Here is a 22,209-nt window from a genome sequence, read left to right as displayed (position 1 = left end):
GTACCTCTTTTATCAAAACGTTCTATTCACAAATCTGCAAATACTGACGCACGACGTTATCCATGCCTTGCTCTAGCGATTCAATAGTAAAGGCATGACCAATCGACACCTCCGCGATATCACCAAGGCTTAGCAAATCGGCTAAATTGTCTAAATTCAAATCGTGTCCGGCGTTGACGCGCATACCGTTTTCGCTAGCGAGGTTAATACAATCGCTAAAGCGTTGCTTGACCTCATCGAAATCAATATTGCCATCGTTCTTACCATTACTGTAGGCGCGCGCCCATTCTTCGGTATACATCTCTATCGTTTGTACGTCGCTAGCGATGACCGCTTTTATTTGCTCGATATCAGGATCGATAAATACCGCGCAGCGTGTGCCAAAGCCTTCAAGCTCATGGCTGAGTTTGGACAGCATGTCGCTATATTTGATAATATCAAAGCCGTGGTCAGAGGTCAGCTGGTCTTCACTATCGGGCACGAGCGTACATTGATGCGGTTTGACCTCGCGAATGAGTTTTAAAAATTGTTCATTCGGATTGCCTTCAATATTAAATTCGATATCTTGATAATCTTTGAGATACTCACTGATATCATAGACATCTTGGTATCTGATATGACGTTCATCAGGTCGCGGATGTACAGTAAAGCCTTTAACTCCCAGATCAATCAGCTTCTTCACGAAGTACAGCAGATTGGGATAATCTGTGCCGCGAGAGTTTCTGATTAAGGCGAGTTTGTTTAAATTGACACTAAATAGGGTGCTCATAATATGTCCTTTTTCATTGTTGTTATGTCCGATAATAAAACATAGACCTTATGTTATCACGCTTGACTGGTATGAGTTTTCTGGCGTGCTGTGTCTACGCTGACAGAGGCTGCGAAAAATTCATGCCAGTCGCGCCAGTTATCTTTTTAAACTGCCTATATTTGTATCGCTTCAATAAAAATCATCCCGACTAGCATACTTCATATTGAGCGCCTGCAATATCGCATAGGTCTCGATATCCATGATGCCTGTTGGCTTTAGCGGCCGGAAATGCAATTGAAACGCATAGATGACATCGCGGCTGGGCTTGTCCCACTCGTCGCTATTATTGATTTGATAGCCGTATTTGCGAAAAGCTTGCTTGATCTCCTGCACGCTTGGCGTGACCAAGGTACGCCGATTCATAATTTCTTGCTTGTCCGCTTCATTATACCAAGCGCCAATACCGTACTCTTTATACAGTCGCTCCCACGGGAATTTTGCACCGGGGTCGATCTTGCGCGAGGGTGCCATATCTGCATGACCGATGATGTTTTTGGGTGAGATGTCATAACGCCCCGCAATATCTTGCACCAGTTGGGCAACTTTTTTGATTTGTAACTCATCAAAATCAGCGTAGTGATCGTAAGGGTGATAGTCGAGCGTGTCATCTTTTAGCGCGTCTCGATATTCAGGCTTGATTCCTGCATTGACGATTTCGATGCCAATAGACGTATCATTGAGGATGGTTCGACCTGAAAAGCCACCTTCGCCTGCATGCCACGCGCGCTCAGACTCTGGCACGAGGTTATAGATTTTATCATCGTTCTTGTCCAAGACCAGATAGTGCGCGCTCACATTGCCCGTGGTCAATGTTTTGATTGAGCGCTCATTATCTGAGACTGTGTAGTGTAGGACAATGGTTTTGATACGCTGGCTTTTGCCAGTCGATTGATAGGTATCGCTGTCGACGCTATAATTTTTGGTCGTTGCTACTTGCGGCGCTGTGGTCACGCAGCCAATTAAAGGTAGGGCTAAGCCAAGTGCTAAGAAGATGTTTTTTACCATGAAATGCTCTGTGTAGATAAAGGGTATATGTCGCTGTCCACTTATATTTTAAGCACCTATTATTATCAGATGATGTCTAAAGATTTTGCTGATTGTATTCAGCCTCTTTTAATTTTTTTTGCCAACACCTTTTTCCAACTCGCCTCCAAACACTCAATCGCGAGCCACGGCTCAATCACCTCAGCGTCAAACTTTTCTTTTGAATTAGACAACTGCCACAGTGTCTCAAGCGTGGCAAATGGATAAGGACGTTCTATCAAGTAGACTGGCAAATCAGCGTTAATGATGCCATCACGCACCACTTGAAAATACCAGCCTGAGATACCTTGCTTGCTGACCCATGCGGCAATATTGGGCACTTTGGTAAATTGGCCGATTTGGTCGTTGATTTTGTAGCACGGGCGACGCGGCTGCACGATACGTAATTGCACGCTTTCAGTGTCCTCTATTTCACCATACTGATAAACGTCGCCAATACAGACGTTAGACTCATCCATCTCAGGCAAGCCATTGACGGCTTCAGTGGTAAGGTTTTCTCCGAGCGTACCGATACGTACTTTTAGGTCAAACTCGGTATTGATTTTTTCATAAGTGGCCGTTGGCATTTGATGCACCGCTTTTAGCGGGCCGCCATGATGTTTGCGGTCGGCTTGCTCGTCAGTGGTCAATCCCATAAAATTGACGGCGACGGGTGCTGTAATGGGCGCTTTATCAATGGCGCTCATCTCATCACGGGTAAAGGGCATGGCTTTGCCTGCGCGGACACATACTACGTTTGCCACATGCAAGGGTAGGTTAATCTCAGGGTTTGGGCGGTGAGTAGCAGACATGGACAATCCTTAATGAGCATTGAGATCAAAACAAAAATTGGGCAATGGTGATTGATAAAGATGATAGCAACCTCTGCAGCAATTATCTATTTAATCAGGCATTATCATGACGCGTATCCCCAAATATCGGCACAAAAAAAGACCAAAATAACGATTCTGGTCTTTTGGTCTTATGCTTTTAGTATGACGCGATTATTGTACTCAATAATCTTATTTGTTCTTGTTGCGACGACCAGCAGTTTTCTTTTCACGCGGTGTGGCGACCAGCTCAGCCAACTGATCCGGTGATGACCATAGGCCTTCTAAGTCATAGAACTCACGCGCTTGTGGGGTCATGATATGAACGACAACCGCGCCCAAGTCAATCAGTGTCCAGTCAGAGTCGATACCGCCTTCGCGGCCAAGCGGCATAAAGCCCGCTTGTTTGACTTCAGCGCCGACGCTATCCGCCATCGCGCGTACATGACGTTTTGAGGTACCATCAGCGATGACGATACGCTCGGTGACGTCAGTTAAGTCTTCTACATTCATTACAGTGATGTTCTTTGCTTTCATATCATCTAGCGCGCTTTGTACAATGTTTAAGCACACGGTTAAGCGTTCTTCGGTCATGGTGTTGATCATAAATTTTAATCTCTTCAATCGTAACTATTAAAAATAAAGGGGTAAAACGTCAATTTGTCTGATTCGACTGATCATATGTCGTCAGTCACGTATAGAGACAGGATAGGCAAAATGACATAGATAAGGCGATTTTAACGGAATTGAGCAGCAGAATATAGCTGATGGGCGATAATATAGTGATAAACGGCAGGATTGAGCCATTTAGCTAATGAATTGGGGTGAGTATTGCTCATAATATCATTTATTGCTGCGATAGATGCGACTTGCCTGTCAGGGACGGGCATTTTATTTGTTTCAGTCGCCAATATGTGTAGTTGTTCGCGTATTTGCGTGCTTGATACGGCAGTGATCGGTCGCGTATCTATATAAATGCGTCCTTTCATAGCGCTTTTCAAGTCAGTGCCATCTGTTTCTAAGCTATCTACCAAGCATCGAGCAATTGGAGTGAATAGCTCAATCGGTGAGTCGGTTACATGTGATTGTAAAGGTAGCGGCAGTTGCGATTGCAAGGTTGCTAGATATTGCGAGGTCGATATAGGGTTTTCAAATGATGTCGCCCTGTCAGAAACTCTACCATTAATATGATCGCTATCCTCACGATTAAAGATCCACAGATTGACATAATCAGTGAGTCCTAACCCGTCTTTCCATTTATCCAAACTGCGCGCGCTGTCCATACCCATGATAAATATTAAACAGTCATAAGGGTACTGTTGTCTGAGTGCGCGTACAGTGTCGATTGTATAGACAGGCGGCGCTTGCCATAGCTCAAGCTCATTGACTTGTATCAGTGTGTCTTGTACTGCCAGCTTTAGCATGGCTAAGCGGTGTTTAGGGTCAGTGCTCTGCGTTTTAAATGGCGAGCGCGCATTGGGTAATAATGAAACGTGCAAGGGGCGGTTTTGCTGCTTTGCGATTGGCAACAAGTCCTGATAGGCGTGTAGAGCCACTTCTAGGTGACCATTATGTACCGGATCAAACGAGCCGCCAAGATAGGCACGGATGGCAGGGGCAGAGATCTTTTCGTGAGAGTTATTGCTCGTATTTGGCATAAATAAATGCAAATAAAAGAATGAGGTGCACGCTGTTTTTGGTACCTCTCATTCTTTTATTAGCTAACCTTTTTATATTAACTGAATCATAGCGCTATTGTAGAGGGCGGGCGAGTATCTGTCATCACTATCTATCACCACCTATAGTCAGTGAAAATTAATACCGCTACATTATGCACTGTTAAATCAATTTTTTTGCTTGCTGTGCTTGCGCAGACAGAGGCTGCAAAAATTGATATTGGCAGTACCGTATCGTTTTTGAGATACTTTGACTATACCACCACAGCACCAATAAAAAACCGACCATCATGATGATAGTCGGTGGTATAACAGACTTTGATTGGCAAATCGTATAGCGATTAAATCAAATCGCTATACGCTTGGATAGCGGTCAGGGCGATGGTATAGACGATATCATCAACGAGTGCGCCACGCGATAAGTCATTGACTGGCTTATTCAAACCTTGCAGCATCGGTCCAACGCTGATGACATTGGCGCTACGCTGCACCGCTTTATACGTGGTGTTACCAGTATTGAGATCAGGGAAAATAAAGACGTTGGCTTGACCTGCGACAGGAGAGTCAGGCGCTTTTTGTTTACCCACACTCATGACCGAGGCGGCATCATATTGTAGTGGGCCGTCGACTTTGAGGTTCGGCGCACGCTCACGGACGATTTGGGTGGCACGAGCGACTTTTTCGACATCCGCGCCTGCGCCTGATGAGCCCGTAGAATAGCTGATCATCGCGACTTTTGGATCGATACCAAAGGCAGCAGCAGACTGTGCCGATTGAATGGCAATTTCTGCCAACTCTTCAGCATTCGGATCAGGATTGATCGCACAGTCACCATAGACAACCACTTGCTCAGGCAACAGCATAAAGAACACGGACGATACGAGCGAGTACTGCGGCGCGGTTTTGATTAATTGAAACGCTGGGCGTACGGTGTTGGCAGTTGTGTGAATCGCGCCTGAGACCAGACCATCGACTTCATCGAGCTGGAGCATGATGGTGCCAAGATATACCGTGTCTTTTAGATATTCAGCGGCGACGTCTGCGCCAGTCTTGCCTTTACGGCGCTCAACGACAGCAGCGATATATTTGCTCATATCAAGGGTGTCAGGGTCGATGATTTCTAGACCTTCTGGCAACGTCAAATCGCGATTTTTGGCGACTTGTTCGACATCGCTGCGTTTTGCGAGCAGTACGCAATCAGCGATACCGCGGCTCTGACAGATACAGGCTGCTTCGACGGTACGTGGTTCAGAACCTTCTGGCAATACGATACGTTTTTTAGCGTGCTGTGATTTTTTGACCAACTGATGGCGAAACGCCGATGGGGACAAGCGCGGTTCATGATTACGGCTAAAGTATTCCTTAATCCAGCTCAAATCCAAATGGGCAGCGACATAACGCGCTACTTCTTCCGCACGCTCAGTGTCATCACTTGGAATCTCTGAGCTCATATGGACAAGGCTCTGTACCGTTTGATAGCTGTCACTCTCGACGCTCATGATAGGGATGCCCGTTTTGAGCGCCGACTGCCACAGCTCCGTTACGGTCTCGCCTGGTAGGATACCACCTGTCAAGACCAATCCTGCGAGCGGAATACCATTGATACAGGCCAATCCTGCGGCCAGTAGCAAGTCATCGCGGTCACCAGGGACCACCATCAACGTACCACGTTTGAACACTTGATTGACACGAGCGACTGAGCGCGCCGTTAGACTGATGCGATTGATACGACGTGTTTTTGCTTCACCAACGTTAAGCCAAGTGGCATCAAGCTCGGTGGCAATGTCCCAAGTGCGCGGTACAGACAACGAATCGCTAAAGGGCACCACGCCAATGAGGCGAAACGCGTCGGTATTGAACGAAGGCGATAGACGCTGCACTTCTTGCAAAAAGGTTGGATCTAAGCTGACGACGGCCTCACCTGGAGCGACTGGTTGATTTTCAAAGGTATTAGGCACGTCTTGTACCCGCATCAATATCACGCCTAATGTACGTGCATCCATGACACCGCCGAACTCGCGCGCATGCACATCAAGCTTGTCCGCCAACGCCGCTGGTTGACCGATATCAGCGGCACCAACAAATATGATCTTGGCATCTAAAGCATGGGCGAGGGCGCGGTTGATTTGTGAGGCGTAAGAGGTCTCAGTGGTCGGCACCAGACCTTCACAGATGATGACGTCAGGGCCATCATCTATTGTGTGATAATTGGCAATCACTTCTTCCATCAAATCATCAAGGTTGCCATCGCCCAACATCCGCTCGACGTGCTGACGGCTGATCGATTTGGGCGGCTTTAGACCAAAGGCATGCATGGTCAATGCACTTGAGCTGTCTAAGCTGTGCTGCTTATCTAGTGTATCGTCTTGCAAAAACGGCTTCATAAAGCCCGCTTTGATACCGTTATAATCAAAGGCGCGAATCAGTCCAAGCGCGGCTGATGTCACACCGATACCGCGGCTAATGGGAACAAGTAAAATGGTCTGCATAGTGTATCCTACGGTTTATTTTATTATTAAGTTCAATTCATCCTTGGCAGAATGAGCAATGTGCTGAGTATGTACGCCATAGCCTTATAGCAAATGTTAATTATATAGATATGGGGTATCAAACACGCTCACGCTTATATTAAATTCAATGCCTGACGAGTCTCTTGAGCAATACGGCACTCTTCATCAGTTGGGACGACCCATAACTCGATACTGCTGTCATCTGCGTGGAAGCTGCCTTCTTTACCACGAACCAAACTGGCATTTTTGTCAGCATCTATTTTGATACCGAAATGACGCATCACTGCCAGGATTTTGGTACGTGTAATATCGGAGTTTTCACCGATACCGCCAGTAAAGACAATACCGGTAAACTCTGGTAGCGCACAGCTAAGGCTGGCCAGATATTTACCAGCACGATAGCAAAACATCTCGATAGCGAGCTTGGCATCTTCGTGACCTTCACTGGCTGCTTGCTCGATGGTACGCAAGTCGTTAGACAGTCCTGAGATACCAAGTAGACCGCTGTCATTATTAAGCATTTTGTCGGTCTCTTCTAAGCTCATACCGAGCTGACGCTTTAGGTGCATGTGCAAGCTAGGATCGACATCGCCACTACGCGTACCCATCATAAGGCCCTCAAGTGGGGTCAGACCCATGCTGGTATCGAGACTTTTGCCATCGTATACTGCGGCGGCTGAGCAACCATTACCCAAATGCGCTGTTAGCCAGCCATGTGGCCCTTTTGCCTCAGTGATTTGGCTGGTGCGTTCTGAGACGTAAGCATGTGATGTGCCATGGAAGCCATAGCGACGGATTTTATGTTCTTCGTATAGATATTTTGGTAGCGCATAGCGAAAAGCAACGGGCGGCATGGTTTGGTGAAAAGCGGTGTCAAACACTACCACTTGCGGCATATCAGGATAGATCGCCTGAACCGCTTCGATACCCAGTGCGTTTGCAGGGTTGTGTAGTGGAGCTAATATTTTGAGACGCTTCACTTCTTCTAACGCATGCTCATCAACGCGAACGGCTTTGGAGTATTCGCGGCCACCATGTACCACGCGGTGCCCAACGGCGATGAAGTGGTACTGCTCTAGTAGCTCAAGGATTTTTTGTAGCGCCAGCTTATGGCGACCACCAGGAATAGAGATTTCAAGTTTTTCACCTTTTAAGGTCGTGTGTTTAATACGGGCGGTATCGAGACCTAGGTTTTCGGCAAGACCGGTGATACGAGTAGAGTTGTCATCACTAATCAACGCGTATTTGATGGAAGACGAGCCACAGTTTAAAACCAAGGTTGGGCTGGTCAGGGTTGATGTTTCAGAGTTCTTATCATCAAAAGTGGTGGTTAGGCTGGCGCTCATACTCTATCCTTAGATTGGTTTTTATAGGTGGGTTTTTTTAGGTCGAAAATCATCATATCGTCAGATTACTATGATAAAAACGACACTGACATCGCATCGTGCTCATATTAAGGTGATGATAGATTGATCGTATTTAACACAAAATTAGCCATATCCATGCTGATCTATCAAACAAGTATATGATCGATCTTAGTCATACTGAGGCTGATGGTTGTATCTTATTACTATATAGCAGTACCGCTGAATCGTAGGCCTGAGCCTCAGCATAGCCGTAAGACCGCGGTATAATGTAACATATTTTTGTAGCTATACCGCGATAATGGTAAGGTTTAAAATTGGTGTCTATCAAGCGTTCAAAATATTGGTACATCTGTTATAGCTAGTGGCTCTTAGGTACTTTAGCCATTGGTTATTGGCTGTTGTAGAGCTGCCTTATGAATATCAAAAATTGTAAGAAATATTGTCCAAATTCCTATCAGACATGTTTTTATGCGCAAATTATCAAGCGACACCGTCAGTAAATTATGATGAAAGCATCAAATCAATCCCCACTATGAGCCAAATTTATTGACCAATGCTGTTCAGTATGCGTACAGCTTTGTGTCATAATGCTATGATTAAAACTTTGATATTGGCCATTTTTGGGCTGCCTTTTTCGCTCTTTATTTATTACGATTTTTAATCGCACTTACACCGCTACACGCTCACAGGTGATCCACTCTATGTCTACTATACTTCGCTCATCAGAAACTGGGTATATCGCCTTATGGAGACTTGCCAGTCGCCGCGCCATTATTACTTTAGTCATTGGCAGTGCGATGATGGTAGGGTTGTCAGGCTGCGGGCAAAAAGGCGCTTTGTACTTACCAAAGTCCAGTAGCCAAACGGTAAAGGGTAGCCCATCTGTACTAAATAGTACGAGCCATCCACAAGATGCCGCTTTTGCTGGTATTGATGATGATACCTATCAAAAAAATGACTATCTAGATGAACAGCAAATACTGCCCGAGCCGAGTACAGATCCTAACGATTATTAATGTTTATTCTTACCCTTGATACCCTGATTATATTAGAGATGTTTATATGAGTTATTCTGAACTACCTGCTGACGTAACCGATGTTGCTACTGGCGAATCTGTCACTATCCAAACTGAGCACGGTCTATATGTTGATCCTAAAGCGTTAAGCGCTCATCTGCCCGCGCTAAGCTATCGCGACGACGCGCTATATATGGAGCAGGTTAGTGTTGATGAGTTGGCAAAACAATATGGTACGCCATGCTATGTCTACTCAAAGCAGGCGATACTGGATGTTTATCAAGCCTATACCGATAGCTTTGCCAGTCTCGATCATCAGGTATGCTACGCGGTAAAAGCAAACTCGAATCTTGCGGTGCTTGGAGTGCTTGCGCAGGCAGGCGCTGGGTTTGATATCGTCTCTCGTGGTGAGCTGATGCGCGTACTGGCTGCAGGTGGCGCCGCGTCGCGCGTTGTATTCTCAGGTGTTGGCAAAACTTACGGCGATATCGAATACGCACTGACCCAAGGTATTGGCTGCTTTAACGTCGAGTCGATCAGTGAGCTGACCTTGATCAACGAGGTAGCGGCAGCACTGAATAAACGTGCGCCAATCTCATTACGCGTCAATCCAAATGTCGATGCCAAGACGCATCCGTATATCTCAACAGGTCTTAAAGACAACAAGTTTGGTATTACCCACGAAGACGCCTTAGCGGTCTATCAGCAAGCGGCGGATTTATCGCATATTGATATCGTTGGTATTGATTGTCACATTGGCTCGCAGTTGACGGAAGTCGCGCCGTTTGTCGCCGCACTAGATAAAGTCATTGAGCTGATACATAGCCTGCGCGATCATGGTATTGAGCTGCGTCATATTGATTTGGGTGGCGGTCTAGGCGTGCGTTATATTGATGAGACGCCCGTGTCTATCGATGAGTTTGCCGAGGCTTTATTACCAAAGCTTAGCGAGCTTGGTTTGACCGTATTCTTTGAGCCAGGTCGTAGTATCGTTGCCAATGCTGGTGTGCTATTGACGCAAGTCGATGTACTTAAGCCGACTGAGCATAAGAACTTTGCGATTGTCGATGCTGCGATGAATGACCTGATTCGTCCTGCTTTATATCAAGCTGAAATGGCCGTGATTCCAAGTACATTACCGAGCGATGGTATTGATACAAATGGTACAAAGCCGTGGGACATCGTTGGCGCGATTTGTGAGACAGGGGATTTTTTAGCAAAAGACCGCTTACTGTCATTAGAGGCAGGAGCTGTCTTGGCAGTGACGGGCGCAGGGGCTTATGGCTTTACTATGAGTAGTAATTACAACTCGCGTCCGCGTGCCAGCGAAGTGATGGTATCAGGCAATAACCATCAGCTCATCCGCAAACGTGAAACGGTTGAAGTATTGTATGCTGACGAAATACTGTGGCAGGATAAATAAAGCCGCCAACCCGCCAACACTGACACTGTTTTTGCATAATAAATAAAACCCACCGTGATAATAACGGTGGGTTTTTTATGGCAAACTCGAATGGGGTATATCGAGTTTGAGGTATAACGATAAGTTAGTATTTGATAGCGGTGATAATTATGATTGTATCTGACAGCGTGCTAATATAAGCCATACATAAAAATAGGATAGGACATCAAAGATATGCTAATAGAATTTACTAAAATGCATGGGCTGGGCAATGATTTTATGGTTATCGATTTGGTGACCCAGCGCTTAGATTTGAGCAAGGAGTTGGTAGCGTTATTGGGAGATCGCCACCTAGGTATTGGCTTTGATCAACTGCTTGTGGTCGAGCCACCGATGCGCCCCGATGTTGATTTTAGTTACCGTATTTTTAACACCGATGGCACCGAGGTGGAGCAATGCGGCAATGGTGCGCGCTGTTTCGCCCGTTTTGTGCAAGCACGTAAACTGTCATTTAAGCAGCGGCTACGGGTTGAGACGGCGAGCGGCATTATCTCTTTGACCACTGATCGGTTTGGTTGGGTAGAGGTTGATATGGGTAAGCCCAAGTTTGAGCCAAATGAGATTCCCTTTAGCCCAAGAGCCACGACCAAAATCCAAAACACTTATCACCTCGATGTCAATGGCACACCTGTACAGCTATATGTCGCTAATATGGGCAACCCACATGCCGTTATCAAAGTTGATGACGTGCTTGACGCTGAGGTTGAGACGTTAGGCAAGGCCATTGAGTCCCATCCAGCGTTCCCAGATCGCGTCAACGTGGGCTTTATGCAAGTGATGAACCAGCGTCATATTCGTCTGCGTGTGTATGAGCGCGGCGTGGGCGAGACGCAAGCTTGCGGCACGGGCGCCTGTGCAGCAGTTGCAGTCGGTATAAGAGAGGGCTGGCTCGATGAAGGCGAAGAGGTGCGCGCGCAGCTCTATGGTGGCAGCTTGATCATCAAGTGGCAGCCAGGCTATTCAGTTATGATGACAGGTCCGACTGCTTTTGTTTATGAAGGAGTCTTTAGTCCAGATGGTTTGATGGCGCAAGCAGGTATTAAGCCAAGTTCTGAAGGCTGATATCTGTCGTTAGAAAAATGATATCAATAACATGGGTGCTTCTGATATGGTTATGTCCACTCATCAAGACGGTCAGACAACGCAAACGGCACCTTGGCTATCAGCTGAGCTGGCGGCGAATATAGAGTCAGATGCCGCGCTACGAGCGTTATTAGCACCTGTCCATCGTTGGCTCAATACGCTGTCTGTGCGTAATCACTCGCCGCATACGCTGACCGCTTATTTTGCTGGCTTAAACCAACTGGCACTGTTCTTACGCGGTAAGCGTCTGACGTGGACGCGTTGTGATAAGCGCCAACTGGCTCAGCATATTAGTCAGCGTCTCGATGAAGACAAGCTTGCGCTTGCTAGCGTTCAGCAAGAGCTGTCAGCGATTCGGCATTTTTATGGTTGGCTCATAGAGGAGGATTTGGCGCGTATTAATCCAACGACCGGCTATCAGCTCAAGCGTAGCCCTAGACCATTACCCTCTATCGCTGATGTGGATTTATTGACGCAGTTACTCGATCAACAAATCCCTGATACGCCAGAGCAGGCGCGCTTGTGGTTGCGTGATAAAGCCATGTTTGAGCTGCTCTATAGTAGTGGTCTACGTGTCGGCGAGCTGGTCGCACTTGATATAGCAGATGTGGACTTGTCGGATTTGCGGGTGCGAGTCACTGGTAAGGGTAATAAAACCCGCTTAGTGCCATTAGGCACAAAAGCAGCAGAAGCGATAACACGCTATCTACCGCATCGCAATCTATGGGTCGAACAGATGGACAGCGCCTTGTTCATTAGCGAAAAACTCGGCACCAGACTATCGACGCGAGCAGTACAGCAGCGTCTAAAAGTTGCGGCGACTCGCGCAGGTATTGCGCAAAACATGTATCCACATCTACTGCGTCATTGCTTTGCCTCACACATGCTGTCAGGTAGTGGTGACTTGCGTGCCGTGCAGGAGATGTTAGGACATAGCGATATCAGTACCACGCAAATTTACACCCACGTTGATTTTGCCAAATTAACACAAGTCTATGATCGCGCCCATCCACGAGCCACCCACACTCAAAATGATGAAAGTCCTACCTAATTGAGTAATCTACGGTTTAAGCAATCTATGTTACTTCTTAAGTTATGCCAAACGATGACAATCAAAGATAGGTAATTTCTGTCGACCTTGCGCTTGAGCTTGCTTGTCTAATGATGCCATGACGATGGCGTATCCTTTATCTATGTGAGATGTCGTAGACAGATTTAGCTCACTGCTATCATGGCTCGCAATAACGCTGCCATCAAAAGCAGTAATGGTAGTATGTCCCCACGTCTGGCGAGTATTGCCATCTTTATATGCATGATCGCCGCCCTGTGCTGCACCGATCACCATGCACTGACTGTCCAAAGCACGTGCCTGTAACAATAGCGACCAATGCGCCTGTCCCGTTAGATAAGTAAAAGCAGATGGTGCGCTTAATATATCAGCACCTGCTTGACGTAAGCGCTGCGCTAGAGCAGGAAAGCGCAAATCAAAACAGACCATCATACCCAACTGATAGACAGCGCCTTCTGACTCAAGAGGCGCAACCACGGTCTGCGTGCCCGGCTCAAACGTCGCCGCTTCATTGTAGCTGCCTTGCTTGTCGGCCACGGTCGCGGTGAACAGATGAATTTTATCGTATCGTGCCACTCGCGACCCGTCTGGCGCAAACAATTGACTGACTTGGCGCAGCCGACCATCAGGAACGACCATGCCATCAGGCCGATAAGGGCAAGGCAGTGAGCCTGCCAGTAGATATATATTATGAGTGCGGGCATACTCTGCCATCGTCGCTGATAGCGCGTCAAAACGCTCTGCAGTCGCAAACTGCTGGCCCATGCTACAGCAGTTTTCAGGTACGACAACGAGTTCAGCACCTTGCGATTTAGCATCAATGATCGCCGCTTTTATATTCGCTAAATTGCTATCGATGTCTTGCTGGCTGTTCATTTGAATGGCAGCTGTGCTAAATTGAGAGGGCATTGTTGTGTCAGTCATGACAATATTCTCCGTGACGGGTAAGTCTTGATGGCTGCTCATGACAATTTTTTATGACGTTTTTTATTATAAAATGTTGATGACGCTGAACAAACCATTCATAGTTATCGGTTGGTTATTAAGGCAAACATGCTAAATTTGTATCACAAACATACCAATCGTATCTGGATAGGATATAAATTAACGTAGCAAAATTGTGATAAAAAATGCTATCGTCATGTTCTGTTAAGGTGACATCATCGCCTTAATTGGCAAAATAAATACAATATGACCAAGACTGGAGTGTAATAAGCCGCCCATGAGTATGTCATTCGGATTGGCGAGCACGCTAAGTACCTCACAAAAACTGACACCGCAAATGCAGCAAGCCATTAAATTGCTGCAGCTCTCTAGTCTTGAGCTTGCACAAGAGGTTCAAGCCAAACTGGATAGTAATCCGCTGCTTGAACGTATCGAAGAGGATGATGACGAGTACGAGACTAACCGTGACGATAGAGCAGATGAGCTGAGCGAGTCATTAACACTTGATAGCTGGAACCAAAGCAGCAGTGACGCATCTAGCGCAGGATCTGATAACCATACAGACTATGGTGACGATAGCACTGACAGCTGGGAGAAACTGCAGCAATCTAGTATTGATGATGGAGCGATGGATAGTGATAGCAGTTTTGACACTGATAGCTTCGATGCTAGCAGCTTTGATACAGGTAACTATGCTTCTGCCTCCACAGGTTCTGGTAGCAGTAGAGCGGATGAGGATTTTGATAGTTATCAGGGCGGTACTTCGTCGACTATCCAAGATCACGTACGTTGGCAGCTCAACTTTAAGCGCCTATCAGAAGCGGACACCCTGATTGCAGAGTATTTGATGGACTCTATGGATGACATGGGATTCATACGAATTGATATCGATGAGCTGCTACAGAGCTTTGATACCATGGCCAACTTTTATCAGTGGGATGAACGCGTTGAGTACGACGAGGTCATGGCCGTATTGCGTATGATCCAATCTTGCGATCCGATTGGCGTTGGCGCACGTCATTTGAGTGAGTGCCTAGCGATTCAGTTATCCAAGCTAGACGCCAATACTGCATATCTCAAAGAAGCAAAAGCGCTGCTAACAGCCGGCGAGCTTTTGGTGAGTAACAATATCAAAGCGCTGACTGAACGGACAGGCCTTGCCCCTGAGAACATCACCCCTGCGCTTAACTTACTGCGCACCTTAAACCCTTCACCCGGATTACTCTTTCAGATCAACCAGCCTGATTATACCCAGCAGCCCGACAGTTACGACATTCCAGATGTATTAGTCACACCCATTAGGAGTCGTAAAGCCACTGCCAATACTGAGGCATTAGAAGACGGTTGGCATGTACGCCTCAATCCTGACACCTTGCCGAAGCTGCGAGTAAACCAAGAATATGCCAATTTAGTCAAACGCGGTGATGACAGTCCTGATAATCAATACCTGCGTGAAAACCTCACCGATGCGCGCCTCTTTATCCGCAGTATTGAGGAGCGCAATCAAAACCTATTAAAGGTAGCCACTAGCATTGTGCGTTATCAGCAGGAGTTTTTGCAGCACGGTGCGACGGCCATGCAGCCCCTTATTCTAAAGGCAATCGCAGAAGAAGTAAATCTACACGAGTCCACCGTTTCACGTCTCACGACCAGTAAGACGATTTTGACACCGCAAGGACTATTTTCACTAAAGCACTTTTTTTCTTCTCACGTCAGCAGTTCGGATGGCGATATCTCATCAACGGCCATCAGTGCCATGATTAAAAAGCTCATCGCTGATGAAGATCCCAAAAAACCGCTATCGGATAGCCGTATTCAAAAAGAATTATTGGCAGACGGTATCGATATTGCCAGAAGAACTGTTGCCAAATATCGTGAAGCCATGAATATTGGCTCATCTACTCAGCGCAAACAGAAGTATTAATCGTTTAAATACAGCCATGTGCAACAATTTTGAGTAATCATTGATATTTCTGTGGCAAGATATAAAAAATAAAATTTTTTGATTATATAGAAACATGATGGAAACAACAGCTATTGTTACACTTAATTACAATTTAACGTCTTGCTACTATCCCTCTTTCATGACAAATTAGAGTCATACCAACAACGAAATCTAAGTGCCAATCTATAGTATTTACTTGTAATGAATAAAGGAGACGATAAAGGGATACGTCGAAATCTTACTAGAGGCATTAGATAAATTATTGGTAAGGCAGGATGATAAGAGCAGGAATGCGACTTCATCTGTTGAATGTAAGTTACAAATACAAGGACAATAATATGAATGTTTCTATCAGTGGTCACCATATCAGTGTTACCGAAGCTATGGACACAGCAGTTCGTGAAAAGCTTGAAAAAGTAGAGCGACACTTTGATCAGATACAGAGTATTAAAGTGATATTATCGTTAGACAATAGTGGCGCAAGTGATGGCGGTAAAAAAAGTCATAAAGCTGAAGCAATTATGCGCGTCTCAGGTCAAGAAATGTTTGTCCAAGCCTTAGAAGATGATATGTATAAAGCCATTAATGAGATGGCAGACAAACTTGATAGACAAGTACGTAAGTACAAGACCCGTCAAGAGCGCAAAAAGACTCAGGGTGCTGGGCGTGATGAGCGCTATCAAGACACCACGCCTGCTGAAGCAGTACCAGCAGCTTAATCATAGGTTTGAATAACGTTGATTAAGTGGGTAATCAGATCATCAAGAGCGTCTGAACGAGCTAAAAAATAAGAAATTTGACAAACAGCTATTTCATTCATTGGTGATCTATAAAAGAAAAAAGACCTCGAACGTTTGACACGTTGAGGTCTTTTTTAGTACGTCTCTAATGATGCGGTTAAGAGTTCATAATTAATAAAAACTAATGACAGACTGAAATATAAAAAATTAGCCTCCGCCCACAGCCTGTACGACTTCTATATTCATACCTTCTACAATACGCAATTGAGCCAGCTCACTCTTTGGTGTTAGCTCACCATCTACTTCAACGGCATAGCGTCCTTGACTGAGTCCAAGTTCATTGATGACTAATTGCACTGTCTGATGAGTGGTTTGTAAGTTTTTACCATTAACACTAATGGTGCTCATATAAAATCCTCCTTAATAATTTGAGATTCCTTGTAGTAACGGTCCTATAAGTATTAGTCGCAATATAGGTGCTTTGAATCTTATAGGCGACTATTTGTATCTATACTCATAATATCAATCAATCTTCGGCAGGTATGAGTAAAATGGATTAATCCATTGAGTTCTCAAGTCGAAATGTAGAGATAGCAAGCCATAACCAACCTGCAATCATAAGAACCCCGCCAATGGGCGTAATCGCGCCAAACCAGCGCGGTGCTCCAAGCGTCATGGCATATAGACTACCGGCAAATATAATAATACCGGTTTGCAATAACCAAGCCGTAGCTTGAGTGGTATATTTTAAGCGTATCAGTAATCCCACAACTAATAGACCCAGCGCATGTATGAACAAATACAGCGTCGCAGTATGCCACCATTCAAGTTGTTGCACATTTACGACGCCCTTCAAACCATGCGCACCAAATGCACCCAAAGCGACAGCGATGGCCATATTAATCGCGGCAATACCGATCCAATTTAACATGACAACACTCGTCTTTTTTTGATGCTATTGAATATCATCAGGTAAAATCACGCTATCAATGGTCATGGCATCGCGGATTTTGTCCATCGCGTTTTTTTCGATCTGACGGACGCGTTCAGCGGATATAGAGTAAACTGCGGCCAGCTCGTGCAAAGTGGATTTTTGCTCAGAGAGCCAGCGCTGCTCGACGATATCACGTGAGCGATCGTCTAATGTCCCCATAGCCGCGATGAGGGCAGACGAGTTATTTTCTTCCCAGTCTTCTTCTTCTAGCTGCTCAGCTGGGTCAATGCCATCTTCCAAAAACAGCTGCGGTGCATAGCGACCGTCATCATCGTCGCTGGATTGCGCTTCAAATGAGGCGTCATAAGAGGTCAGACGCGACTCCATCTCGAGCACTTGCTTGCGCGTGACATTCAAATCTTTGGCAATCGCGTCTGCTTCTTCTAGCGTGAGCTGATTATTGGTTTTCTTTAAACTACGTAAATTAAAGAATAACTTGCGATGTGCTTTGGTGGTCGCGACTTTTACGATACGCCAGTTACGGATGACAAATTCGTGAATTTCAGCTTTGATCCAATGTACGGCAAAAGACACTAAGCGCACGCCTTTATTCGGATCAAACCGTTTGACCGCCTTCATTAATCCCAAATTGCCTTCTTGAATTAAGTCGGCTTGAGGCAAACCATAACCTGAGTAGCTACGTGCAATATGAATGACAAAGCGCAGATGCGACATCACCAGCAGACGCGCTGCCTCAACATCGCCCTCATCATAATAGCGATGGGCCAATTCTTGCTCTTGTACAGGCGTTAAGATCGGAATTTGATGCACAGTATTGATGTAGGCGCCCAGATTAACCCCCGGCGCTGCCAAATGGGTTGGCATTGCTGGCACCAAATCGCGCGTACTGGTATTGCCTAATGTACTGGCATCATAAGGTGGGCGCTGAGCTGCGGCTTTTAGTGCCGCATCGCGCGCATCGTTTTTTATAGGAGCTGTGCTGTCTTTTTTATTCGCATTCGCAGCATCAGAAGTAGTAGTAGCCATATTCTTGACCTTGGTTAAATAGTTAAGCAAATAGTCAGATAAAAATCTCTATAGTTGTAATTGTAAAGGACAGCAGCGTTTAGTTGCTATCAGTTTTGGTAATGATGAAGTGATATATTGTAGCGAAACGCTGCAATGATGTGCTATTGCCTGACAAATCAGTAACTTCGTTGACGATTAACGCTAAGTAGTCGCCCGTTTGTGTTTGCTGACTCTGACGACAAAACGCTGTGATATCAGCTTGTGAGTTGGGATCCGTCGCGACCACATATAATGAGTCACCAGCGGCTACATCGCGTAACGCAACCTTGGTTTTCAGCAGTGGCATTGGGCATGCAAGCCCGCGACCGTCGACGAAACGCTTGATATTTAGTAAAGGTTGCTCTTCATCTATTTTCGTCTCAGTGCCAACATCTGGGCCACCATTCTCTACTGGCAACAAGTCTAACAGATGATTGATCTCTTGCTGTTCTGGATCGGATAAGCTCGCTGATAAGTAAATAGAGTGTGATGCACGTTTGATGGGTAATTGGCTATCAGCGGACATAATACAAACCTTACAAGTATCAGTATTTCGGTTTCTTTATCAAAAAAGGCTCTAACAATTATTTTTGAATATCGTCAATCTATTTACGGCAACCATGAGCTTACTATTATTGTGTTTAACCATTATACCAAATAGCCGATGTATAATTGCATTTGAATATAATCAACGCCATGTTCGGTTCATTAGAATCACACAGTCATGTTGCACAATCGTGACGGGTGGCTGAGTGATTGGTAGCTAAGCACATAGTAGAATTGACCTTATACAAACAAGCTCGTATAGTCGAAAAGACGTCGTCAACAATCTGATAGGATACGAATTTGTACCACGCTAATAGACCGCCACGACTTATTAAAGCCACCAGCCATTCGATGAATAAGCTGTCGGAAAGCTCGCTATCTAAACTATTTGGGCAAACAGATAGCCGCAACTCTGTGGTTTTATCTTTTTCAAATAGTATCAAAATCGGACTGTCAGTGACATTTCTGGTAATTGCTACAAGTGCTCATAGCAAGGATGGTGATGATAGCCAAGCTATGCCATTTGCCAATCATTCATGGCAAACAGTAGAGTCACAATCGTTAGAGCTACCCAATTTGCGCGGGCAAGGACTGAGCTTTGCTGAGCAGTATCAAAATAAAATGCTGGGTGAGTGGTCATTACAGAACATCAATGGTCGGGTCAAAATGGAGCACGACCCTTGGGTGCAAGAAACGGTAAAAGACATGACATGGCGATTGAATGCGCAAGCCCGTCAGCAAGCACCACTTGGCTTAGTTATTCTTGATAATCCCGGCATCAATGCTTTTGCGGCACCTGGTGGAGTCATCGGGATCAATACAGGGACGATATTGGCCGCCAAAAGTATGGATGAGCTGGCAAGTGTCATCGCCCATGAAGTCGCGCACATCAGTCAACGTCACTATGAGCACAGCGCAGACGAGCGCAAAAAAGCCTTACTGATGCAAGTAGGCGGTATGTTGGCTGCGATTGCCGCATCAGCAGTCGATGGTGATGCGGCGGCGGCTGTAATGGCGGGTAGCCAGACAGCTTCTATGAATAGCAGCATGGCTTTTAGCCGTAACAACGAGCGCGAGGCCGACCGAGTAGGGATGCAAATCATGATTCAGGCAGGCTATGACCCTCGGGCAATGCCACGGTTTTTTGCCACGATGAATCAACAAAGCCAGCTCAATCAGGTTGAAAATCGCTTTTTACCAAGCTTTGTGCGCTCGCACCCGCTCAGTGATGAGCGACTGAGTGAATCGCAGAGCCGTGCTGGGCAGTATCCCACACTGTCATTGAGCCAGCAGCAGCGCCATCAAGCCTTGTTTGATTTGCTCTATTGGCGTGTACAAGTTACTGGCAAACATGCTTCTGAAGTGACGCTCACAACCGCTGCTAAAAATAGTCTGGGTGCCAAACTTGCCTTAGTGAGTTGGTACGGAGAACAGCAGCGCATCAAAGAGGCTAATGAGGTATTGGCACAGATTAATAAACTCCCAAATACGCAGCGTCAAAGCCTAGAACCTTTACTATCGATTACTCATAGCCAGCTTTTAAGTGAACAAGGCAGATGGCAACAAGCTGCAGATATTTTAGAGAGTCAGCAGCGTCTGTATCCTGAGCGCCGTGACTTGCGTCTGTATTTGGCGGAAGCACTGACCAATAGCAATCAGCCATTAAGGGCACAAGTACTGCTAAAACCACTCACAGAGCAACAACCAAGCGATCGCTATGCATGGCAAAGTTTGCAGCTTGCTAATGAAAAGCTCGCTAAAACCGCAACGTCACCACAACTGGCTAATATTGCAACGATCAACGCATTGCGTTATCGCAGTTATGATCAACTTTGGAATGGGCGCTATGAGAGTGCGTTGACATCACTGACGCAGGCCAAGCAATTGACTGAAAACCTGCAAGCCACAGCACAAAGCAGTAGTGCGCGCCCATTGCTAGCCAATATCAACGCAGAAATCAAAGCAATAAAAACCGCCAAAGACTTTGAGCCTTAGGCGGTTTGTAAATAGTCAGTTTTTCGTACAACAACAGGTGCGCTTGACAACATCATTTTCAGTAGTAGCAGCTCATATGCCGGCTTGCTACCCAAAATGAAAAATTAGCCTTGTAGCGCATCTTTAACCATTTTAGAGATCAACGCAGGATCAGCACGACCAGCGGTCTTGTTTTTCAGTACACCCATCACGCTGCCCATATCACGCATAGAAGTGGCACCTTGCTCTGCGATTTCCGCGTTGACCAATGCCATGATTTCATCTTGATTCATTTGCTGCGGCATAAACTCATTGATAATATCAATTTCAAACTGTTCTTTGGCCGCCAAATCATCACGACCATTTTCAGTAAAAATAGTGAGCGACTCTTGACGTTGTTTGAGCTGCTTTTGTAGCACTTCTAATACTTGCGCGTCATCAAGCTCTGTCTGACGATCGATCTCAATTTGTTTGACGACTGATTGTACGTTACGCAGTATTTTGACACGCTCAAGCTCACGAGCTTTCATAGAAGTTTTGATGTTGTCTGATAACGTCTGTTTAAGTTGGCTCACTGCTATTATCCTTATTCGTTTGTTAAATGCTATTTGTTGGGTACTGTTTAATAAGTTTTTTTGGGGTAAAACCTGCTGAGAGCGGGCTTTGATAAAAAATTGCGTCAGCAGTAACAACGAAAATTGTAGCATAAAAAACGCCACTGATATCGATGGATAACAGTGGCGTTAGTGTAGCACTGGTACTTAACTAATCAGATCATTGATTAGTACATACGAGTAGTACGAATAGTTTCGCGTTGTAACTTCTTCTTATAACGCTTTACGGCAGCTGCTTTTTTGCGCTTACGTACTTGCGTTGGTTTTTCATAAAACTCACGCTTACGTACGTCTGATAATACACCAGCTTTTTCACAAGCGCGCTTGAAACGACGGATAGCGATATCAACTGGTTCGTTTTCTTTAACCTTAACTGCAGGCATGAAGACTCCTCGATTAGGATGAGATATAAGGGCATTAGTTTGGCTGTGTATTAGTATTTAGCCGTAATATCTCAAGATTACAGGCATCAGCTCAAACTAGGACAATTCTCACGCATTGGCGCAAGGGCAGGTATTTTAATAAAAAATATCAACAAAGTCAATGATTTTAACAGTTTATTGTCTATTTATACTTTGTTTAAAATGTATCGAGGC

At 45.6% G+C, this 22,209-nt stretch carries 21 protein-coding genes; 7 read left to right on the top strand and 14 right to left on the bottom strand.

Annotated features, from left to right (window positions below; all coding sequences use genetic code 11):
* Nucleotides 1–22: 22 nt before the first annotated feature.
* The 7 genes from GYK50_RS11595 to GYK50_RS11565 all read right to left on the bottom strand — a co-directional run bounded on the left by GYK50_RS11595 (nt 23) and on the right by GYK50_RS11565 (nt 8,196).
* Entirely contained in the window at nt 23–769 is a 747-nt protein-coding gene (locus tag GYK50_RS11595) for a pyridoxine 5'-phosphate synthase (protein ID WP_212563989.1), read from the bottom strand.
* Between the two features lie 171 nt (nt 770–940).
* Nucleotides 941–1,816, bottom strand: a complete 876-nt coding sequence (locus GYK50_RS11590; RefSeq protein ID WP_212563988.1) for an N-acetylmuramoyl-L-alanine amidase — start codon at nt 1,814–1,816, stop codon at nt 941–943.
* Nucleotides 1,817–1,914: 98 nt separating this feature from the next.
* A complete protein-coding gene (locus GYK50_RS11585) occupies nt 1,915–2,646 on the bottom strand; it encodes an MOSC domain-containing protein (RefSeq protein ID WP_212563987.1) in 732 nt (243 codons plus the stop codon).
* 210 nt (nt 2,647–2,856) lie between these two features.
* A complete protein-coding gene (gene rsfS, locus GYK50_RS11580) occupies nt 2,857–3,270 on the bottom strand; it encodes a ribosome silencing factor (RefSeq protein ID WP_071002442.1) in 414 nt (137 codons plus the stop codon).
* Between the two features lie 131 nt (nt 3,271–3,401).
* The gene (locus tag GYK50_RS11575) at nt 3,402–4,322 is read right to left on the bottom strand and encodes a nicotinate-nicotinamide nucleotide adenylyltransferase (protein WP_212563986.1); all 921 of its coding nucleotides are present in this window, start codon (nt 4,320–4,322) and stop codon (nt 3,402–3,404) included.
* A 359-nt stretch (nt 4,323–4,681) separates the two neighbouring features.
* On the bottom strand, nt 4,682–6,829 hold the full coding sequence (pta, locus tag GYK50_RS11570; RefSeq protein WP_212563985.1) for a phosphate acetyltransferase: 2,148 nt from the start codon (nt 6,827–6,829) through the stop codon (nt 4,682–4,684).
* A 134-nt stretch (nt 6,830–6,963) separates the two neighbouring features.
* Nucleotides 6,964–8,196: an acetate/propionate family kinase gene (locus tag GYK50_RS11565; RefSeq protein ID WP_186475215.1), complete on the bottom strand. Its 1,233-nt coding sequence runs from the start codon at nt 8,194–8,196 to the stop codon at nt 6,964–6,966.
* Nucleotides 8,197–8,918: 722 nt separating this feature from the next.
* On the opposite strand from GYK50_RS11565, the gene lptM reads away from it, so the two are divergent.
* The 4 genes from lptM to GYK50_RS11545 all read left to right on the top strand — a co-directional run bounded on the left by lptM (nt 8,919) and on the right by GYK50_RS11545 (nt 12,829).
* Nucleotides 8,919–9,233: an LPS translocon maturation chaperone LptM gene (gene lptM / locus GYK50_RS11560; protein ID WP_071002432.1), complete on the top strand. Its 315-nt coding sequence runs from the start codon at nt 8,919–8,921 to the stop codon at nt 9,231–9,233.
* 46 nt (nt 9,234–9,279) lie between these two features.
* Nucleotides 9,280–10,656 (top strand): diaminopimelate decarboxylase, encoded by a 1,377-nt coding sequence (lysA, locus tag GYK50_RS11555; protein ID WP_212563984.1) that lies wholly within the window; start codon nt 9,280–9,282, stop codon nt 10,654–10,656.
* A 213-nt stretch (nt 10,657–10,869) separates the two neighbouring features.
* On the top strand, nt 10,870–11,757 hold the full coding sequence (dapF, locus tag GYK50_RS11550) for a diaminopimelate epimerase (protein ID WP_093067369.1): 888 nt from the start codon (nt 10,870–10,872) through the stop codon (nt 11,755–11,757).
* Between the two features lie 52 nt (nt 11,758–11,809).
* Nucleotides 11,810–12,829: a tyrosine recombinase XerC gene (locus GYK50_RS11545; RefSeq protein WP_286707870.1), complete on the top strand. Its 1,020-nt coding sequence runs from the start codon at nt 11,810–11,812 to the stop codon at nt 12,827–12,829.
* A gap of 42 nt (nt 12,830–12,871) precedes the next feature.
* On the opposite strand, the gene GYK50_RS11540 is transcribed toward GYK50_RS11545, so the two are convergent.
* Nucleotides 12,872–13,771, bottom strand: coding sequence for a nitrilase-related carbon-nitrogen hydrolase (locus GYK50_RS11540; RefSeq protein ID WP_286707871.1), 900 nt, complete (start codon nt 13,769–13,771; stop codon nt 12,872–12,874).
* A 298-nt stretch (nt 13,772–14,069) separates the two neighbouring features.
* Between GYK50_RS11540 and rpoN the strand changes: the two genes are divergently transcribed.
* Both rpoN and hpf read left to right on the top strand, forming a co-directional pair.
* Nucleotides 14,070–15,716: an RNA polymerase factor sigma-54 gene (gene rpoN, locus GYK50_RS11535; RefSeq protein ID WP_212563982.1), complete on the top strand. Its 1,647-nt coding sequence runs from the start codon at nt 14,070–14,072 to the stop codon at nt 15,714–15,716.
* Nucleotides 15,717–16,075: 359 nt separating this feature from the next.
* The gene (hpf, locus tag GYK50_RS11530; RefSeq protein WP_071002423.1) at nt 16,076–16,456 is read left to right on the top strand and encodes a ribosome hibernation-promoting factor, HPF/YfiA family; all 381 of its coding nucleotides are present in this window, start codon (nt 16,076–16,078) and stop codon (nt 16,454–16,456) included.
* Between the two features lie 228 nt (nt 16,457–16,684).
* Here hpf and thiS read toward each other — a convergent pair whose 3' ends face one another.
* The 4 genes from thiS to GYK50_RS11510 all read right to left on the bottom strand — a co-directional run bounded on the left by thiS (nt 16,685) and on the right by GYK50_RS11510 (nt 19,005).
* The gene (gene thiS / locus GYK50_RS11525; protein WP_058025626.1) at nt 16,685–16,885 is read right to left on the bottom strand and encodes a sulfur carrier protein ThiS; all 201 of its coding nucleotides are present in this window, start codon (nt 16,883–16,885) and stop codon (nt 16,685–16,687) included.
* 148 nt (nt 16,886–17,033) lie between these two features.
* Nucleotides 17,034–17,408 (bottom strand): DUF423 domain-containing protein, encoded by a 375-nt coding sequence (locus GYK50_RS11520; RefSeq protein WP_212563981.1) that lies wholly within the window; start codon nt 17,406–17,408, stop codon nt 17,034–17,036.
* Nucleotides 17,409–17,432: 24 nt separating this feature from the next.
* Nucleotides 17,433–18,296, bottom strand: a complete 864-nt coding sequence (rpoH, locus tag GYK50_RS11515; protein WP_201587611.1) for an RNA polymerase sigma factor RpoH — start codon at nt 18,294–18,296, stop codon at nt 17,433–17,435.
* Nucleotides 18,297–18,537: 241 nt separating this feature from the next.
* Complete coding sequence (locus GYK50_RS11510; RefSeq protein WP_071002420.1) at nt 18,538–19,005, bottom strand: sulfurtransferase TusA family protein; 468 nt, start codon at nt 19,003–19,005, stop codon at nt 18,538–18,540.
* A 320-nt stretch (nt 19,006–19,325) separates the two neighbouring features.
* Here GYK50_RS11510 and GYK50_RS11505 point away from each other — a divergent pair, with 320 nt between their 5' ends.
* Nucleotides 19,326–21,020 (top strand): M48 family metalloprotease, encoded by a 1,695-nt coding sequence (locus GYK50_RS11505; RefSeq protein WP_420070462.1) that lies wholly within the window; start codon nt 19,326–19,328, stop codon nt 21,018–21,020.
* A 104-nt stretch (nt 21,021–21,124) separates the two neighbouring features.
* On the opposite strand, the gene GYK50_RS11500 is transcribed toward GYK50_RS11505, so the two are convergent.
* Both GYK50_RS11500 and rpsU read right to left on the bottom strand, forming a co-directional pair.
* Entirely contained in the window at nt 21,125–21,574 is a 450-nt protein-coding gene (locus GYK50_RS11500) for a GatB/YqeY domain-containing protein (protein ID WP_058025631.1), read from the bottom strand.
* Nucleotides 21,575–21,780: 206 nt separating this feature from the next.
* Complete coding sequence (rpsU, locus tag GYK50_RS11495) at nt 21,781–21,996, bottom strand: 30S ribosomal protein S21 (RefSeq protein ID WP_010195908.1); 216 nt, start codon at nt 21,994–21,996, stop codon at nt 21,781–21,783.
* Between the last annotated feature and the right edge of the window lie 213 nt (nt 21,997–22,209).

It is taken from the genome of Psychrobacter pacificensis (assembly GCF_018336615.1).
GTDB lineage: Bacteria > Pseudomonadota > Gammaproteobacteria > Pseudomonadales > Moraxellaceae > Psychrobacter > Psychrobacter pacificensis.
The sequence above is the reverse complement of the archived record's forward strand: the minus strand, read 5'-3'. Positions and strand labels throughout refer to the sequence as shown.

What these genes read in the sequence shown, in the direction of transcription:
- GYK50_RS11595 (WP_212563989.1), bottom strand. Translation starts at nt 769, where the DNA reads ATGAGCACCCTATTTAGTGTCAATTTAAACAAACTCGCCTTAATCAGA.
- GYK50_RS11590 (WP_212563988.1), bottom strand. Translation starts at nt 1,816, where the DNA reads ATGGTAAAAAACATCTTCTTAGCACTTGGCTTAGCCCTACCTTTAATT.
- GYK50_RS11585 (WP_212563987.1), bottom strand. Translation starts at nt 2,646, where the DNA reads ATGTCTGCTACTCACCGCCCAAACCCTGAGATTAACCTACCCTTGCAT.
- rsfS (WP_071002442.1), bottom strand. Translation starts at nt 3,270, where the DNA reads ATGATCAACACCATGACCGAAGAACGCTTAACCGTGTGCTTAAACATT.
- GYK50_RS11575 (WP_212563986.1), bottom strand. Translation starts at nt 4,322, where the DNA reads ATGCCAAATACGAGCAATAACTCTCACGAAAAGATCTCTGCCCCTGCC.
- pta (WP_212563985.1), bottom strand. Translation starts at nt 6,829, where the DNA reads ATGCAGACCATTTTACTTGTTCCCATTAGCCGCGGTATCGGTGTGACA.
- GYK50_RS11565 (WP_186475215.1), bottom strand. Translation starts at nt 8,196, where the DNA reads ATGAGCGCCAGCCTAACCACCACTTTTGATGATAAGAACTCTGAAACA.
- lptM (WP_071002432.1), top strand. Translation starts at nt 8,919, where the DNA reads ATGTCTACTATACTTCGCTCATCAGAAACTGGGTATATCGCCTTATGG.
- lysA (WP_212563984.1), top strand. Translation starts at nt 9,280, where the DNA reads ATGAGTTATTCTGAACTACCTGCTGACGTAACCGATGTTGCTACTGGC.
- dapF (WP_093067369.1), top strand. Translation starts at nt 10,870, where the DNA reads ATGCTAATAGAATTTACTAAAATGCATGGGCTGGGCAATGATTTTATG.
- GYK50_RS11545 (WP_286707870.1), top strand. Translation starts at nt 11,810, where the DNA reads ATGTCCACTCATCAAGACGGTCAGACAACGCAAACGGCACCTTGGCTA.
- GYK50_RS11540 (WP_286707871.1), bottom strand. Translation starts at nt 13,771, where the DNA reads ATGACTGACACAACAATGCCCTCTCAATTTAGCACAGCTGCCATTCAA.
- rpoN (WP_212563982.1), top strand. Translation starts at nt 14,070, where the DNA reads ATGAGTATGTCATTCGGATTGGCGAGCACGCTAAGTACCTCACAAAAA.
- hpf (WP_071002423.1), top strand. Translation starts at nt 16,076, where the DNA reads ATGAATGTTTCTATCAGTGGTCACCATATCAGTGTTACCGAAGCTATG.
- thiS (WP_058025626.1), bottom strand. Translation starts at nt 16,885, where the DNA reads ATGAGCACCATTAGTGTTAATGGTAAAAACTTACAAACCACTCATCAG.
- GYK50_RS11520 (WP_212563981.1), bottom strand. Translation starts at nt 17,408, where the DNA reads ATGTTAAATTGGATCGGTATTGCCGCGATTAATATGGCCATCGCTGTC.
- rpoH (WP_201587611.1), bottom strand. Translation starts at nt 18,296, where the DNA reads ATGCCAACCCATTTGGCAGCGCCGGGGGTTAATCTGGGCGCCTACATC.
- GYK50_RS11510 (WP_071002420.1), bottom strand. Translation starts at nt 19,005, where the DNA reads ATGTCCGCTGATAGCCAATTACCCATCAAACGTGCATCACACTCTATT.
- rpsU (WP_010195908.1), bottom strand. Translation starts at nt 21,996, where the DNA reads ATGCCTGCAGTTAAGGTTAAAGAAAACGAACCAGTTGATATCGCTATC.